Annotated in this window: 15 protein-coding genes; 9 read left to right on the top strand and 6 right to left on the bottom strand. The window is 68.6% G+C overall.

The window, feature by feature from the left end; translation table 11 throughout:
- Nucleotides 1-73: 73 nt before the first annotated feature.
- Nucleotides 74-631, bottom strand: coding sequence for a hypothetical protein (locus ABJD39_RS12165; protein ID WP_348609002.1), 558 nt, complete (start codon nt 629-631; stop codon nt 74-76).
- 234 nt (nt 632-865) lie between these two features.
- On the opposite strand from ABJD39_RS12165, the gene dnaJ reads away from it, so the two are divergent.
- Nucleotides 866-2,038, top strand: a complete 1,173-nt coding sequence (gene dnaJ / locus ABJD39_RS12160; RefSeq protein WP_348608999.1) for a molecular chaperone DnaJ — start codon at nt 866-868, stop codon at nt 2,036-2,038.
- 42 nt (nt 2,039-2,080) lie between these two features.
- On the opposite strand, the gene ABJD39_RS12155 is transcribed toward dnaJ, so the two are convergent.
- Both ABJD39_RS12155 and ABJD39_RS12150 read right to left on the bottom strand, forming a co-directional pair.
- Nucleotides 2,081-2,620, bottom strand: coding sequence for a CBS domain-containing protein (locus tag ABJD39_RS12155; RefSeq protein ID WP_348608996.1), 540 nt, complete (start codon nt 2,618-2,620; stop codon nt 2,081-2,083).
- Nucleotides 2,621-2,687: 67 nt separating this feature from the next.
- Complete coding sequence (locus ABJD39_RS12150) at nt 2,688-3,053, bottom strand: DUF555 domain-containing protein (protein ID WP_348608993.1); 366 nt, start codon at nt 3,051-3,053, stop codon at nt 2,688-2,690.
- A gap of 760 nt (nt 3,054-3,813) precedes the next feature.
- Between ABJD39_RS12150 and ABJD39_RS12145 the strand changes: the two genes are divergently transcribed.
- The 3 genes from ABJD39_RS12145 (at nt 3,814) to ABJD39_RS12135 (ending at nt 5,318) form a co-directional block, all read left to right on the top strand.
- Nucleotides 3,814-4,017 carry a hypothetical protein gene (locus ABJD39_RS12145; protein WP_348608991.1) on the top strand — a complete coding sequence of 68 codons (204 nt, stop codon included), beginning with the start codon at nt 3,814-3,816 and terminating at the stop codon, nt 4,015-4,017.
- 64 nt (nt 4,018-4,081) lie between these two features.
- Nucleotides 4,082-4,807, top strand: a complete 726-nt coding sequence (gene psmB, locus ABJD39_RS12140; RefSeq protein WP_348608989.1) for an archaeal proteasome endopeptidase complex subunit beta — start codon at nt 4,082-4,084, stop codon at nt 4,805-4,807.
- An 82-nt stretch (nt 4,808-4,889) separates the two neighbouring features.
- Entirely contained in the window at nt 4,890-5,318 is a 429-nt protein-coding gene (locus ABJD39_RS12135; RefSeq protein WP_348608986.1) for a Rieske (2Fe-2S) protein, read from the top strand.
- Nucleotides 5,319-5,391: 73 nt separating this feature from the next.
- On the opposite strand, the gene ABJD39_RS12130 is transcribed toward ABJD39_RS12135, so the two are convergent.
- Entirely contained in the window at nt 5,392-6,975 is a 1,584-nt protein-coding gene (locus ABJD39_RS12130) for a hypothetical protein (RefSeq protein WP_348608983.1), read from the bottom strand.
- 108 nt (nt 6,976-7,083) lie between these two features.
- Between ABJD39_RS12130 and ABJD39_RS12125 the strand changes: the two genes are divergently transcribed.
- From ABJD39_RS12125 to ABJD39_RS12105, 5 genes are all read left to right on the top strand, one after another.
- Entirely contained in the window at nt 7,084-7,593 is a 510-nt protein-coding gene (locus ABJD39_RS12125; protein WP_348608980.1) for a DUF6884 domain-containing protein, read from the top strand.
- Nucleotides 7,594-7,713: 120 nt separating this feature from the next.
- The gene (locus ABJD39_RS12120; RefSeq protein WP_348608977.1) at nt 7,714-9,666 is read left to right on the top strand and encodes an ATP-dependent DNA ligase; all 1,953 of its coding nucleotides are present in this window, start codon (nt 7,714-7,716) and stop codon (nt 9,664-9,666) included.
- 34 nt (nt 9,667-9,700) lie between these two features.
- Nucleotides 9,701-9,904, top strand: a complete 204-nt coding sequence (locus ABJD39_RS12115) for a hypothetical protein (protein WP_348608975.1) — start codon at nt 9,701-9,703, stop codon at nt 9,902-9,904.
- Nucleotides 9,905-9,929: 25 nt separating this feature from the next.
- Nucleotides 9,930-10,706 carry an MBL fold metallo-hydrolase gene (locus ABJD39_RS12110; protein WP_348608972.1) on the top strand — a complete coding sequence of 259 codons (777 nt, stop codon included), beginning with the start codon at nt 9,930-9,932 and terminating at the stop codon, nt 10,704-10,706.
- Between the two features lie 142 nt (nt 10,707-10,848).
- Nucleotides 10,849-11,739: a hypothetical protein gene (locus ABJD39_RS12105; protein ID WP_348608969.1), complete on the top strand. Its 891-nt coding sequence runs from the start codon at nt 10,849-10,851 to the stop codon at nt 11,737-11,739.
- A gap of 11 nt (nt 11,740-11,750) precedes the next feature.
- On the opposite strand, the gene ABJD39_RS12100 is transcribed toward ABJD39_RS12105, so the two are convergent.
- Entirely contained in the window at nt 11,751-12,860 is a 1,110-nt protein-coding gene (locus ABJD39_RS12100) for a DNA topoisomerase IV subunit A (protein WP_348608966.1), read from the bottom strand.
- Between the two features lies 1 nt (nt 12,861).
- Complete coding sequence (locus tag ABJD39_RS12095) at nt 12,862-15,267, bottom strand: DNA topoisomerase VI subunit B (RefSeq protein WP_348608963.1); 2,406 nt, start codon at nt 15,265-15,267, stop codon at nt 12,862-12,864.
- Between the last annotated feature and the right edge of the window lie 30 nt (nt 15,268-15,297).

The raw sequence follows: 15,297 nt of genomic DNA, 5'->3' as shown, positions 1-15,297 counted from the left end.
GTAGAGACACGCAGGGACGGTTTGTTGCCGGAAGGGACCGTTTCAGGACCGTGGCGGACTGACGAGGACGGCACTATTGATCAGGTCGCCACCGGCCGCCGATCTCCTCACGGGGATAGTCCTGGTATGTGCCATCAAGATACGTGGTGACACGGCCGTTTTCTTCACTGAGCGTGATCGCCCACAGGACGTTCTTTCGGAGCGAGGTTTCCAGGGCACTCATGTGTTTGGTCCCCATCCAGTCAGGGTACTCAAGGTCCGCAACCGCCGACACCTCCGCGTGATTGGGGCTCCGAACTCGAACCATTTGTCGTTGAATCGTTCCGTCTCCAGTCACGATGATAGCGCCATCCCGGCTAAATGCGACATCTTCGGCGACCCGCCGGAACGCCTCAGGTGAGTCGAGTACGATCTTACACCGATCAGTCGGCCAGACGTTCTCTCCGAGTGGGTCGGTGTATTCCTCGAAATCGGTTTCGGCAACGACCAGAAAGTACAAACTAGGACCACTCACGAACTGGTCGTCCCACTTATCGAATTCCACACTCAATGTCTCGGCAACATATCGGATCTGGTCCATGAGATCCTGACTGGTGGCGTACTTTTGCAAAACATGGTCGAGTTCTTCCATTCGTCTTCCGACGTGATACAGACGGAGCGCTATTAAACTCTGCTCAGACCGGATTCACGATTCGAGAATTTCGACAGAGTCGACTGAAACGCGAAGGGGATCCCCGAAAGATACCGGTCTGACACCCCCGCTACTCGGTGACTATCCGAACAGGATCCGTCGAACCCGAAGTCTATCAGTCCTTCCGCGAGCCACGCGATTGAAATAGCACGAGCGACCAACCACGAACAACGAATGAGCGAGGACTTCTACGACGTGCTCGGGGTCTCGCGGGACGCCTCCGAGGAGGAAATCAAGCAGGCGTACCGTCAGAAGGCTACCGAGTACCACCCGGACGTCAGCGACGCGGAGGACGCTGAGGAGAAGTTCAAGCAGGTCAAGAAGGCCAAGGAGGTCCTCACCGACGAGGAGAAACGCCAGGCGTACGACCAGATGGGTCACGAGCAGTTCGAGCAGGCCGAGAAGCGCGGCGGCTTCGAGGGCGGCGGCGCGGGCGCCGGCGGGATGGGCGGCGGCCCCTTCGGCGGCGGCGGAATGGGTGGCGGGATGGGTGGGGGCGGCATGGGCGGCCTCGGCGACATCTTCGAGGAGTTCTTCGGCGGCGGAGGCGGCGGTCGCGGCGGCCCGCGCCCCGGGAAGGACCTTCGGACGAACCTCGACATCTCGCTGCAGGAGGCCCACGACGGCGTTACCAAGCAGTTCTCCGTCGCGCGTCCGAGCCGCTGTGAGGAGTGCGACGGGAGCGGTCACCCCGAGGACGCCGACGTACAGACGTGCCCGCAGTGCGACGGGCGCGGGCAGGTTCGGCAGGTGCAGCAGACGCCGCTGGGGCGCGTCCAGCAAACCGGGACCTGCCCGCGCTGTGAGGGCGAGGGCGAACTGTACTCCGAGGACTGTACGGTCTGTGACGGCTCGGGCGTCACGCGCGAGGAGGCCAGCCTCTCGGTCGACGTGCCCGCTGGCATCCAGGACGGCCAGACGCTGCGGATGGACGGCGAGGGCGCGCCCGGCGAGCCCGGCGCGCGCGACGGCGACCTGCTCATCGAGGTGCGCGTCGAGGGCGACGACCGGTTCGAGCGCGACGGTGCCGATCTCCACCTCACCGAGCCCGTCTCGTTCCCGCAGGCGGTCTTCGGCGACACGATCCAGCTGGAGACGCTCGACGGAAGCGTCGAGTTCGAGGTGCCCGCGGGCACCCAAAGCGGCGAGACGTTCCGCCTGAAGGGCAAGGGGATGCCCCGCCTCCGGCGGCGCGGGAACGGCAACCTCTACGTGCAGGTGCAGGTCGTCACGCCCGAGGACCTCACGAGCGAGCAGCGCGAGGCGCTCAAGACGTTCGCGGAGGAAGGCGGCGAGGAGATCGACGTGAGCGAGGGATTCTTCGAGAAGATCAAGAACTCGCTGTAGGCGGTTCCGTGGAGGGTCGCGAGTTCGATCTCGATTCCGGCGTCAGGATAGCTGCGCCGCCAAGTCGGCCTCGGTGATGATCCCGATGGCGTCGCCGCCGTCGGTGACGACGACCGCCTTGTAGTGCTCCAGCAGGTTTCGGATCTCGTCGACGGTCGCGTCCGGGCTCACCGGCGGGAACGACTCGGACATCACCTCGCTGACCGGGAGCTCCGCGGCGTCCTCGCCCGCCTGGTTCACGTCCGAAAAGGAGATCGACCCCACCGGCGTCCCGTTCTGGATCACCGGAAGCTGGGAGTACGCCTCCTCCTCCATCAGGTCGACGGCCGCGCGAACCGAGTCGTCGGGCGCGATGCTGATCACCGACTCGTGCATGATGTCGAGAGCGCGGACCACGTCTCCCTCGACCTCGTCGAGCGCCTCGACGATGCGCCGGAGCGTCGACAGGCGCGGGTCCACGTCTCCACCCTCGATACGGGCGATCAGCGGCTGCGACACGTCCGCACGTTCGGCGAGCGCGCTCTGCGTGAGATCGAGCGACGTCCGCCGCTCACGCAGGTCCTGCGGCGTCGGGAGTTCCATGTACCCGAATTACCCAAGGTAATTAAAAATCGTTCGGTCGCACCGGGTGGTTACCGACGGTTGCGGCTCAGTCGTCCTCGTCGTCGTCGGCTTCCGTCTCGATCACGTCCAGCACATCCAGCGGCACGTCGCGGAGGGCGCCGCCGATCTCGCTTTTCGCGATCCGGGTGGCGTGCTCCTCGCTGTCGGCGTTGAACACGTCGATCTCCAGCATCAGGCCGACGAGGGCGGTCGAGGCGGCGATGAACGCCGAGTCGAACGGCTCCCCACAGGCGGGACACGGCGTCGCGCCGACCTCCACGTCGACGAACTCCTTGTTCGCCTCGTTCAGCCGGCGGCCGGCCTCACTGACGGCGACGCCGATCGCGTCGTCGATCGCCTCCACGTCTCGTACCAACCAAGCCGCCTCGAGCGCGACGAGATAATTGCTCATACACCTACTCGCCGACCTGTGGACAATAACCCGTTGATTCCGGGGCCGGGCATTCGATGGCTCCGGTGAGGTGACCTCTCCCCTCGGATGCGCTCTGATCTGCTCCGACGTCAGTGCGGGCAGAACACGATCAGCACGGGGACAAAGTAAATCACACGTATACCCAGAGTTAGAGAATAAATAGCCACTATTGTTTTGTTCTACAGTCGGATCGGCTGTGAGTCGGCCACCGATTCACTAGAAAGAGTTAATACCGGCAACTCTGTTATATCGGTGTACCTAGCCAATGTCCTTGAAAGCGCTGACCACGGCCCTGACACTGTATCGCGGCACGTCACTCACCGTCGAGCAGGCGGCCACACAGAGCGGGATCTCGCCGACGGAACTGGAGTCGGTACTCGGGGCGCAGGGGGTCCCGGGAGCCGACACCCAGTCAGGTTCGCGGACCGAGTCCCTACGGAACTGATCGATCGGTTCGTCATCACCCCTCGTTCCTCGCCACTCCGCGGTCCACGACGTCACGCTCCAACGCGCGCCGCCGGTCCGGTTGGATGGGAACCCGCACGACACCCGCGGGTTTCTCGTAACTTACGAGAATCCGGTGCGTCCGTCCTCCGAAAGCCTCAGTTCTCACGGGACCGGTTCGGCTCCAACGGCGGATCGGGGCCGATCGATGAAACCGCACTACTGCGGAGGGGTGGATGGCCACAGTGCCACGAAAAGTTTATCATTGAGAGACGTTCCTGGGCTGTCAACGGTCATGACGCACGCCGCACGCGCCGTCCAAACTGTCGGACTCAACGCGCTCCACCACCTCACCGTCCTCGCGGGGATCCTCGCGTTCCCCGTCGTACTCCTCGGCCGCCGGGCCGGAGTCACCCTCCCGATCGGAGGGATCGTCGCTCGAGTCCACGAGGCGTACGACGCCGCCGCCGCAGACTCCGCCGACGAGACCGGGAGATAGCCCGGCCATCAGAGGAGTTCCTGAAAGGGTGCATTTATCAGCGGCGGAGCCTTACCGCGTGTCAATGCGACCATCTAGTGACCTCGCGGACCTCGACGCCATCGGCGGCGACGAAACCGTGTTCGGGCCGGAACTCGGAGAGTTCCCCAACGCCGACGAGCGTCGTGCACAGGCGACCGGCGAAGGCGAGATGAAGACCGGAACGACGACTGTCGGCCTGCGAACCGAAGACGGCGTCGTGCTCGCGACGGACATGCGCGCCTCGCTGGGTCACATGGTCTCCTCGAAGGACGTCCAGAAGGTCGAGCAGATCCACCCGACGGGCGCGCTCACCATCGCGGGCTCGGTCTCCGCGGCGCAGAACCTCATCCAGACGCTGAAAGCCGAGACGAACCTCTACGAGACTCGCCGCGGCAAGGACATGAGCATGCAGGCGCTGTCGACGCTCACCGGGAACCTCCTCCGCTCGGGCGCGTTCTTCATCGTTCAGCCCATCCTCGGCGGCGTCGACGACGAGGGCGCACACATCTACTCCATCGACGCGGCCGGCGGCACGACCGAGGAGGAGTACACCGTCACCGGCTCCGGCTCGCAGTTCGCGCTGGGCGTCCTCGAGCAGGAGTACTCCGACGACCTGTCCATCGACGACGCGAAGCACGTCGCCGCCCGCTCGGTCAAGTCCGCGCTGGAGCGCGACACCGCCACCGGCAACGGCATCAACATGTGCGTCGTGACCGACGAGGGCGTCGAGGTCACGAAGCACAAGGACATCGACGAGCTCCTCGACTGACGGGTCGGCTCCCCCACGGTTCTCGCCACCCGGAGCGCCGGGAGGACGACGTTTTTCACCCCCGCCAGCGAACGCGCCGTCGATGGCCGCCGGCGCGCGGATCACGTCGATCGACGAGGTACCGGAGCGCGGCTCGCACCTGTTCACCGTCAGCGACAGCCACGGCACCGACCGCGAGGTGATCCTCGTCCGCTGTGGGGAGGACCCCGGCGTCCGCGCGTGGGTCAACGTCTGCCCCCACGAGTACCAGCGGCTCGACCGGGGTCGCGGCGCGGCGATGCGGGAGGGCGAGATCATCTGCCCGAAGCACGGGTCGATGTTCGACGCCTGCGCGGGCGACTGCGACAACGGCGAGGCGGCGGGGACGACGCTGACCGCCGTGGAGATCGCAGTCGAGGACGGCGCGGTGTCCCTCGTCGACGAGGGTTACACGTACCGTCACGACGGGCCTCGGGACAACGATGACGACGACAACGACGGTCCAAGTTCCACCTCCCACATCGGCTTTTGAGTCACGGAGTGATCGGGGTCGGCCACGGCCGACCGGATAGTCGGAACCGGCTACGAGCCGACCGATCGACGCGCTACTCGTCGACCCAGTCGGCGAGCGTCCCGTCGACCAGCGTCTCGCGCTGTCGTTCCACGTACGTCCGCTGCATCGCGGGGATCGCGTCGGCGAGGTCGGCGCCGTCGTCGAGGCGCGCGCGGACGCGACGACGCTTCCACGCCGCGGGCGTCACTCCCGTCTCCGCCCGCCAGCGCAGCGGCGCGAGATACGACTCGGCCTCGGATCCCGAGAGGCCGACGTCCTCCAAGCCGGCCTCGGCGTGCGACAGCAGGTCGTCGAAGATCGCGTCGGAGTCGGTCGTCTCGACGCCGTCGGTCGTAATCCACGAGAGATCCGCCTCGACGCCGTCGCGGACGGCCGCATAGAAGTTGTCGCGGGCGAGTTCCCAGTCGAGATCGTACACGGGATGGCGCCGCCGGGGGAGGCTTTCCAGCAGGCCCGCGTACGCCGCGAGGAACGCGATCGAGTCGCCCACGGTCGGCTGAGCGGGGATCGGCCGGAACTCGATACGTGCGTTCGCGGCCGACCGGGTGGCGCCGTCGAACACCGGGCGCACCCACCGCCAGTAGGTGCCGTGTTTGCGACGCAGTGTCGCGAACGCGTCGTCGAAGCGGTTGCCCTCCGCGACCGGCATCGGAACGATCGTCGGGTCGGCGGCGACGCGGTCGACCGCCTCCTCGACGGTGTCGAGGTCCTCGGGGAACGTCACCTTCTGTGCGCCCTCCTCGTTGAGTACCGACTCGAAGACCGCGACGCGGTTCTCGTGCCAGCCGTCGGCGAGGACGTCCGCCGCGGTCGCGTCGTCGGCATACAGGTCCGGCGGGAAGAACGGGGCGTTGACCCCAAGCGCGAGCAGCGGTCCCGCGATCCGGAGCGCGAGGTTGTGGATCCGGGGGATGTCCTCCGCGCGCGCGACCTGGTAGTGCGGCTGGATCGACGTGATGAGGCTCTCGGGCATCACCGTGTCCGCCGTCAACTCGACGTGCGGGGCGTCGACCGAGTACGACCCCGACCCGGGACCGTTGGCCATCGCGTGATAGCGCACGGCGTCGCTCATGTTGGTCGCGACCCGAACCCCGTCGTCCTCGACGGAGTCCGTGAGGTACTCACGCGCGGTCTCGCCGATCGGCGGGACCGTCCACATCGCGTCCGAGACGAGCCGCATCCCCTCGGCCCCGGTCGTCTCCTCGGCCGCCTCGAGGCGGGCGCGAACCTCGGCCGCCTGCGCGCGCACGCCGGCGGCATTGAGCGGCTGCGGGCTCGTCGTCATCTCGGCGTTGTGCAGTCCCAACTCCTTCTCGAAGCCGATGAGCTCCAGTAGACGACGGGGAACCCTGCTGAGGTGTGGGGCGTTCACGTCTGCCGCGACCTGTCCCGCCCCGTCGACGTCCTCGTCGCCCCCCTCCCGCCACCGCCCCTCCGAGACGGCGTAGAACTCGTACTCCAGACCGATGATCGACTGGTGGTTGTCGAAGGTCCCGTCGCGAAGCTCCGCCTTCACAGTCTCCGCGTCCGCCTCGGCCCGCTGTCGAAACTCCTCGGGGTCGGTCTCCAACACACCCCGCACTCGGTCGGCGAGATGGCCGTCGTCGTCGGTCATGGTGCCCGGTGCAGTCGCGTCGGCCTTGAACCCGTCGGGGGAGAGAGACAGCTACCGATATCGCGATCGAGAACCAAAATTTATAAACTGAACCTCTGATCCCCGCGTATGGAGACCTTCGGGCTCGTGCAGGCCGGCGCCTGTCCCTTCCGGGGGCGGGGGACCGCGGTCGATCGCTACGCGACGGCGTTCTTCACGAAGAAGGCCGAGCTCGCCGAGCTCGTCTGCGACGAGTGGGTCGTCCTCTCGGAGCGTCACGGCGCGATCGACCCCGACGAGACCGTCGAGGGGGTCGACCGGGAGTTCACGGCCCTAGAGCCGGCCGCACAGGCGCGGTGGTCGATGGACGTCGTGGCCGAGATCGCCTCTCGGGTCCGCAAACACGAGCACGACCGAGTCGTCGTGTTCGCCGACCGACCGATGCGCGACGCGCTGAAGGAGCGCGGCGGGCTGCTCAGTCGGATCGCCGCCGCCGGCGCGGAGACGGTCGAGCCGCTGGCCGGGATCGGCGGTCGCGAGCGACAGGAGCGGTGGCTCGATGAACAGCTCGCGATCCGGCGGGACGCGGCGGATCCGACCGCGGCGGATCTCGGATCGACGTCCGGCGAGCTGTCCTGAGGAACGGACTCGGAGAGCCGTCCAAGGAACTGGCCCGGCGAACGGCCCCAGGGCGACAGTCGCGATCGCCCGCAAGCGCGAGTCGTCGGAGTTATTCTCGCCGCCCGACTCCGGCCGGGCATGGAGTTCGCCACGTTCGCCGGGCGCGCGGAGTCGATGGCCGCCGAGTCCGGCGACCTCGCCACCGTCGCGCTCGTCGCCGACGCGCTGGCGGCCGCCGGCGGCGGCACAGCGACCGGAGCTGACGCGGCGTCCGGAAGCGACGACGTATCCGAGGACGACGGGGCCACCGGGGGCGACGACCTCGCGATCGTCGCGCGGTTCCTCCGCGGCGCCGTGTTTCCCGGGTGGGACGGCCGGACGCTCTCGGTCGGCCCGTCACTGTGTCACGCGGCGCTGGCGCGGGCCGCGGGCGCGAACGTCACCGCCGACGACATCGAGCAGCGACTCGCGGAGACCGGCGAGATCGGCGCGGTCGCGGCCGACCTCGATCTGGGAGGACAGACCGGGCTCGCCGCGTTCGCGGGCGGCGGCGCCGACGGCGACGCCGGGGCCGGCGGCGACCTGACCGTCCGCGAGGTGTACGAGGAACTCGTCGCCGTCGCCGAGGCGACCGGCGACGGCAGCGAGTCGTTCCGCGAGGACACGCTGTTCGGACTGTTCACGCGGGCCGACCCGACCGAGGCGAAGTACCTCGCGCGACTCGTCCTCGGGGAGATGCGGATCGGCGTCGGCTCGGGCACGCTCCGGGACGCCACCGCCGAGGCGTTCCTCGGCGCGTCGGTGACGACGCCGACGGAGGAGCGCGCGGAGGACGACCGCACCGAGGAACTGGTCGCGCTCGTCGAGCGCGCGCTGCAGGTGACGAACGACCACGGCCGGGTCGCCGAACTCGCCCGCGACGAGCGCGAACGGGGACTCCGGGAGGTGTCGCTGTCGGTCGGGCGGCCGGTCCGCTCGATGCTCGCGCAGGCGGGGACCGTCGCCGACGCGCTGGAGGCGTGGGACGCTGTCGCCGTCGAGACGAAGTACGACGGCGCGCGGGTGCAGATCCACTACGAGGCCGACGACGACGCGGACGGAACCGGGGACGACGCCGACGGGGGCGAGGGCGGGGGCGACACCACCGAGGCCGGGGGAGACGGCGCGATCTCGATCTACTCGCGGAACATGGAGGACGTGACCGCCGCGCTCCCGGAGCTGGTCGAGCACGTCCGCGACCACGCCACGGCGCCGGCGATCCTCGACGGCGAGGCGGTCGCCGTCGACGACGACGGCGAGCCGCTCCCGTTTCAGGAGATCCTCCGGCGCTTCCGGCGCAAGCACGACGTCGACCGGATGCGCGAGGAGGTGCGCGTCGAGCTTCGGGCGTTCGACTGCCTGCACGCCGGCGGCGACGACCTGCTCGACGCGCCGTTGGCCGAGCGCCACGACCGCCTCCGCGAGGTGCTCGCCGACGGCGTCTCCGACCTGCTCGTCTCCGACGAGGCCGCGGAGATCGAGGCGTTCGAGGCCGAGGCGCTGGCGGCCGGTCACGAGGGCGTGATGCTCAAGCGCCCGGAATCGACGTACGACCCCGGGAACCGGGGGAAGGAGTGGCTCAAGCGCAAGCCCGACGTGGAGACGCTCGATCTCGTCGTCACCGGCGCCGAGTGGGGCGAGGGGCGCCGCGCGGAGCTGTTCGGGACGTTCGAGGTGAGCGTCCGCACGGGGGGAGACGCCGGCGACGTCGACGGGAGCGACGGCGACAGGAACGCCGGCAGCAGGGACGACCGCGACCGCGGCAACGACGGGTACGCCACCGTCGGCAAGGTCGCGACCGGCATCACCGACGAGGAGCTGGCGGACCTGACGGATCTGCTGGAGCCGCACGTGCGCGCCGAGTCCGGACAGACCGTGTCGTTCGCCCCCGAGGTGGTCTTCGAGGTCGGGTACGAGGAGATCCAGGCGTCGCCGACGTACGACTCCGGGTACGCGCTGCGGTTCCCGCGGTTTCTCGCGGTCCGCGAGGACAAGTCCCCGGCCGACGCCGACTCGCTGACGCGGGTTCGCCGGCTCGTCGGGGACGAGTGACAAGACACTAGCGGGGGGCGGTCGTGGGGCCGATATGAACCCACGCCGGACCGTCGCGACGTACCCCCTGCAGGCGCTGCTGGGCCTCGCGACCGTCGCCGCGCTGGTCGCCACCGCCGTCGTCGCCGCCGGCGGGGGTCCGCTGTCGCTCGCGCTCCGACTCGCCGCGTTCTCGACCGTGCTGTTCGTGTTCGCCGTCGGCTTTTCCGCCGGCCCGCTCGCCGAGCGATACCTATAGACGGCGCCCGCCACGACGCACCCACATGACGGTTCGACACGACGACCTACGGGTCACGTGGTACGGCTACGCCACCGCGCGCATCGAGAGCGAGGACGGCACCGTCGCGTACACCGATCCCGGCCGCTACGGTGTGCTCTCGGGTGAGTGGACGCCGCCCGGCGGCGGCAACCCGAAGGAGGCCGCGCACCCACGCGCCACCGACCACCGGCCGATGGACGCCGACCTCGTGGTCGTCACCCACGACCACCACTACGACTCAGAGGGGATCGAGCGCGTCGCCGCGGACGACGCCACCGTCGTCGTGTACGAGGGCGTCGACGCCGCCGGGATCGACCGCGACGCGAAGCCCGTCGACGAGCTGCCGTTCGAGGTCGTCCGCGTCGGCGAGGCGGACCACGTCGCCGTCGACGGCGTCGGCGACGTGTGGTCGATGCCGGCGTACAACGAGGCGGACGGGCCGCACGCGGACGACGACGGCTCCGTGCCGCATCCGAAGGGGCTCGGCGTCGGCTACCGGTTCACTGTCGGGAGCGAGGGGACCTCGGTGTTCTGGCCCGGCGACTCCGACGCGCTCGCGGCGTTCGCCGAGTTGGACGTGTCGCTGTTCCTCGCGAACCTCTCCGGGTCCGTCTGCATGAGCGGTCCCGAGGCGGCCGCCCTCGCCGAGCGCATGGACCCGGACCTGGTCGTCCCGATCCACTACAACACGCAGGCGTTTCTCGAGGCCGACTCCGCGGCGTTCGCCAGCGACGTTGCGAAGCGAGCGATCCCGGTCGCGCTCGACGAGTCGGCGGAGTAGGGAGTCGCGACTCGGACCAAGGAACCGGGGCAGGGCTGCGGTCGCGGAGTGCCCAGTACGAAACGATGACGCCGCGGTGAAGCCACCTCGCAACGACACTGCACGCAAGCTACTTCCCTTCCGGCGAGTGACATTCCGGTCGATGCCCTCCCGATCGTCGGCGGCCGATCGCTCGCGCACCTGTGACGGCTGCGGAACCCGGATCGATCCCGAGGACCGGTTCTGTTCGGGCTGTGGCCGCCCCGTTCGGTCGACCGACCGCGACCAGCCCGGGCGCGGATCCCCGAGCGCGGAGGACCGCGCGTGGCTCCGCCGACGCGTCGCCGACCTCCACGCGGAGGGGTGGGAGACGGTCGCCGACGACGGCGAGCGGGTCGTCGTCCGCAAGCGCGGCTTCGGCCGGCTCCCGATCCACGTCGTCCTGTTCCTGTTGACCGGCGGGATCGGCAATCTCCTGTACGCCCTGTACCGCTACACCTCGGGCGCGCCGCGTCGCGTGGTGTACGCGGACGGCACCGAACGGTCCCTCTCGGGCGGCAACGACGGCAAGCGGGATCTCGCGACCGCCATCGCCGCGGCCGCCGCCGGGCTGCTCGTGGTCGGCGGCGCCGTCTGGGTCGGCGCGGCCGTGGCCGCGAACCTCTCGGTGGTCGCCGCCGTGCTCGGCTCGCTCGTGTTCGTCCTGTCGGCGCTGGTCGCGATCGCGATCCCCCAGGTGGCCCGCGACGGGCTGGAATCACCGGGCACGTTCGGCACTACACAGACCGTCGAGCACGAGCGTGTCCGCAACCCGTCGGAGCCGTGTGCCGCCTGCGGTCGGCGGGTGTTCCGCGGGGAGCACCGCCGGTACGCGAAGCGGTTCTACGTCGCCGGGATCCCGCTGCGGACGACGAGCTCGGGCGAGAACGTCTACTGCGACGCCTGCGCCGACGAGTCGGACGGACGGTCCGCCGTCGACGATGTCGACGCGGAGCTGGCCCGGCTGCGGGACGAAGACGGGCGAGAACGCGAGGAGCTGTTCGAACGACGGTAGGAGCCGACGCCTCAGAGAACGCCCATCTCCCCGAGCCGCTCGGGGAGGTACGTGTCCGTGACGAAGTCCAGGCCCTGCGCCGCGAGCGCCTGCTGTTCGGCCTTCTTCCCGATGTCGAGCTGCAGTTCGATCTGCTCCTCCCAGAAGTCGGTCTGGAACCGCGGGTCCTCCAACTCCGACTCGAGGGCGTTCACGTCCGAGTCCGCGAGCGGGTCCGTCGGGAGGTCGTAGTCGACGATGTCCTGCGGGCGGATACCGACGTACTCGGCCTCCGGCGTCGCGAGGTACTCCGAGAGGTGCGCGGACTTGATCGACCCGTAGGCGACGGAGCCGAAGATGCGGTACGACCACGGGTCGCCGTCACAGAACACCACGACCGGCAGGTCGAGCTCGTCGTGCAGGCGCTTGGTGAGCCGGCGGGTCGCGCGGGCCGGCTGCCCCCCGAGGTGGACGACGATCGAGTCGTAGTCGACGTCGAAGCCGTTCTCGACGAGCCGGTCGCGCATGCCGCCGGTCTCGACGCAGAGGACGAACTCGGCGTCGTTGTCGAGGAACTCGATCGTGTCGGGGTTGTTGGGGATCTGGTATCCCCCCTGCCCGACGTCCTCCTGACAGTGGATATCGCGGTCGCCGCGGCGGGTCTGCTCGCGGAGCCGGAGCGGACCCATCACCTTCGCGCCCGACTCCTCCGGGCGCATATGGAAGTCCTCGCGGGTGACCCCCGAGACGATCTCGAGGTCCTCGATCAGTTGGTTCGACTCGTCCTGTGAGGTGAACTGCGCCTCCTCGGAGTCCCACGACTCCGAGAGGTAGTACAGCTCACGAAGGGTGGACGAACGGTCCTCGTCCAGTTGCTGGGCGAGGAACTCGACGGCGTACACCGCCTTCAGGAGCTTTCGCGCGCCGCGCACGGAGTTGGCCGAGCGGGTGGAGGTGCGATCGCCGTACACCCAGACGCCCGCCTCCTCGTCGAAGACGATGTTGCTCTTCGTCCGCGTGGGGAGCGTCATCTCGGGGATGTCCCCGTGATCGAACTGGTCGTAGAACTCCGCCGCGAGGTCGATCAGCTGTTCGCGGGCCTTCTCCTCGTTCAGCTTGGTGTGGGGTGTGTCTGCGCTCATATCAGGCGTTCACGGTCAGCTTCTCGGTCTCGATGCCGTCGACGTTCACGTCGAAGTCGGCGTCGCCGGCGACGGTGTACTCCAGGACGGCCTCCTCGCCGCCGGGGACGCTCGGGTTCCACTTCACGAACCACTCGCCGTCGAGGTCGACGACGGTCGCCTCCTCGGGCACGTCCGTCGGCTCGACGCTCACGATATCGGTCACGTCCGGCGATTCGGTGCGGTCGGAGTGGTTTTCGACGATGAGGCGGACGGTGTCGCCGTCGCGCTCGCGCTCGATGCCGACGTTGTTCATGATGCGCGCCAACGCGGCGTCGATGTTCGGGCGCTCGCGCCCGGTGACCTCCGCGACCTTGTCGGCCATCTCCGGGAGGATGCGCCCGAGCACGTCCTGTTTCTCCCGGCGCTTCTGCATCGAGCGGCGCTTGTTCAGGTAGCTCTTCAGTTCGCGGGCGGCCTCCCGAACAGCGAGCTCGATCTCGTCCTCGATGGCGGGGATGTTCGCGAGCGCGTCCTTCGACTCGCTGGTGAACGGCACGTTCGTCGAGGCGACGTGGATCATGATCACCGCGGGGCCGTTCGGCATCCCCGAGCCGCCGGGCTGGTCCAGCCCGTAGTTTCGCCAGCCGATCCGCTTCACCACGTCGGTCGTCGCGCAGGCACCCCGCTGGTAGACCAGCGGGACGCGGTTGGCGAAGCGAAGCAGGTCGACCTGTCCGCCGTCCTCCAGCTCGCCGCCGTAAGCGATGCCGGCCTCGACGATGAACGGGTCGCCGCCGTGGACCTCGGCGTCGCGCGTCGCGGCCGCGTAGAAGTCCGCGTCGAACTCCTTGCGCAGCCCCGCCTCGACGAGTTCCGAGGTGATCGGCGCGAGACAGTCCGTCGGCGGCGCGAGGATGTCGGTCTCGCGCATCGCCTCCAGCAGTTCGCTGGTAGTGTCGCGGTCGGCGGCCGTCTCGCGCACCTTCGGCGCGTCGTCGGGAACGGTGACCATCCGCGACCACAGCGCATCGATGACGTTCTCGCGGGCGGTGTCGCCGAACGTCGCGTCGTCGAACTCCTCGGTGTCGTCGGCCGCCTCGTCGACGAGCGTCGAGAGATCCGAGTGCGTCGCGCGGGTTCTCTCGTCGCCGGCGGCGAACCGCCGGGCGAGCCGCTCGGCCATCCCGGTGACGACGGCGTCGTCCTTCCGGGTGGAGGTGGCATCGTCGACGAGCCCGTACAGGTCGCCGGTCAGGGCGTCCTCGTCGGCGTCCTCGTCGTAGGCGGTCATCGTCGCCCACGCGGCCTCGACGGCGTTGTCGCGGACGGTCGAGCCGAAGCGCGTGCCGTGCCCGTCCTCGGCGGCGTCGGCGACGTTGTCGACGATCTCGACGAGCTCGTGATGGCTCGTCCGCTCGCGCCCGCCGAGGGTGCTCGCGACCTCGCTCGCGAAGAAGTCGGTCGCGTCGGCACCCTTGTTGGAGACGGCGGCAGCGATCGCCTCGGCGACCGCGTCCTCGTCGGCGCTCCACCCGAGCTCCCGGCCGAAGTGGCGATCACGGAAGTTCTTGATCACCTTGTCGGCGGTCTTCTTGCCGACCCTGGTGAACTCCTCCTGGAGGAAGCCCGACACGGAGTAGCTCTCGGTCGCCTCCAGCATCTTGATCAGCGTTCCGAGTTCGACCCCGTGTGGGTGCGGGCGGATCTCTTTGGTCTCGGCGGGAAGCTGGTCGGTGCCGCGTTCGAACTTCAGCGGCTCCTCCAGTCCGGGCTCGCGGAGTTCGAGCCGGGCGTGGGGATTGACGACGGCGGTGTGTTTGATGTAGTCGTGGAGCTGCTGGCGCGCGCGCATGTTCGCCTCCATCTCCACCTCGATGCGCGTGCCGTGTGATCGATCCCACGACGTGGTCCGCTCGGCTCTGATCTCCGGCTCGTTGGTGTCCGTGTCGATGATCAGCTCGAAGTACTGCGCGTCGACTTCGCCCTTCGGGCGGGAGGTGATCTTCGCGGGCTTGCCGGAGGTGAGCTGCGAGTAGAGCACGGCCGCGGAGATACCGATCCCCTGTTGACCGCGACTCTGTTCTCTGGCGTGAAAGCGACTGCCGTACAGGAGCTTCCCGAACACCTTCGGAAGCTGTTCTTTCGTGATCCCGGGACCGTTGTCCTCGACGATCAGGCGGTAGTAGTCCCCCACCTCCCTGATCTCGACGTAGATGTCGGGGCGGATCCCCGCCTCCTCACAGGCGTCGAGCGCGTTGTCGACGGCCTCCTTGACGGCGGTGACCAGCCCGCGGGCGCCCGAGTCGAACCCGAGCATGTGCTTGTTCTTCTCGAAGAACTCGGCGATGGAGATCTCCCGCTGGCCCTCGGCCAGCTCGTCGGCGATCCCCTGGTCCTCGCCGAGTTGCGACTGGAACGACGTCATTCTCGTGGCAATCCCTATCCGACGCGGGGT

This window comes from Halobaculum rarum (assembly GCF_040025155.1).
Taxonomy (GTDB): domain Archaea; phylum Halobacteriota; class Halobacteria; order Halobacteriales; family Haloferacaceae; genus Halobaculum; species Halobaculum rarum.
The sequence above is the reverse complement of the archived record's forward strand: the minus strand, read 5'-3'. Positions and strand labels throughout refer to the sequence as shown.

Bases quoted from the DNA above. Each gene is read 5' to 3' on its own strand.
- ABJD39_RS12150 (WP_348608993.1), bottom strand. From the start codon at position 3,053: ATGAGCAATTATCTCGTCGCGCTCGAGGCGGCTTGGTTGGTACGAGAC.
- ABJD39_RS12155 (WP_348608996.1), bottom strand. From the start codon at position 2,620: ATGGAACTCCCGACGCCGCAGGACCTGCGTGAGCGGCGGACGTCGCTC.
- dnaJ (WP_348608999.1), top strand. From the start codon at position 866: ATGAGCGAGGACTTCTACGACGTGCTCGGGGTCTCGCGGGACGCCTCC.
- ABJD39_RS12105 (WP_348608969.1), top strand. From the start codon at position 10,849: ATGCCCTCCCGATCGTCGGCGGCCGATCGCTCGCGCACCTGTGACGGC.
- psmB (WP_348608989.1), top strand. From the start codon at position 4,082: ATGCGACCATCTAGTGACCTCGCGGACCTCGACGCCATCGGCGGCGAC.
- ABJD39_RS12115 (WP_348608975.1), top strand. From the start codon at position 9,701: ATGAACCCACGCCGGACCGTCGCGACGTACCCCCTGCAGGCGCTGCTG.
- ABJD39_RS12165 (WP_348609002.1), bottom strand. From the start codon at position 631: ATGGAAGAACTCGACCATGTTTTGCAAAAGTACGCCACCAGTCAGGAT.
- ABJD39_RS12120 (WP_348608977.1), top strand. From the start codon at position 7,714: ATGGAGTTCGCCACGTTCGCCGGGCGCGCGGAGTCGATGGCCGCCGAG.
- ABJD39_RS12100 (WP_348608966.1), bottom strand. From the start codon at position 12,860: ATGAGCGCAGACACACCCCACACCAAGCTGAACGAGGAGAAGGCCCGC.
- ABJD39_RS12110 (WP_348608972.1), top strand. From the start codon at position 9,930: ATGACGGTTCGACACGACGACCTACGGGTCACGTGGTACGGCTACGCC.
- ABJD39_RS12145 (WP_348608991.1), top strand. From the start codon at position 3,814: ATGACGCACGCCGCACGCGCCGTCCAAACTGTCGGACTCAACGCGCTC.
- ABJD39_RS12130 (WP_348608983.1), bottom strand. From the start codon at position 6,975: ATGACCGACGACGACGGCCATCTCGCCGACCGAGTGCGGGGTGTGTTG.
- ABJD39_RS12095 (WP_348608963.1), bottom strand. From the start codon at position 15,267: ATGACGTCGTTCCAGTCGCAACTCGGCGAGGACCAGGGGATCGCCGAC.
- ABJD39_RS12135 (WP_348608986.1), top strand. From the start codon at position 4,890: ATGGCCGCCGGCGCGCGGATCACGTCGATCGACGAGGTACCGGAGCGC.
- ABJD39_RS12125 (WP_348608980.1), top strand. From the start codon at position 7,084: ATGGAGACCTTCGGGCTCGTGCAGGCCGGCGCCTGTCCCTTCCGGGGG.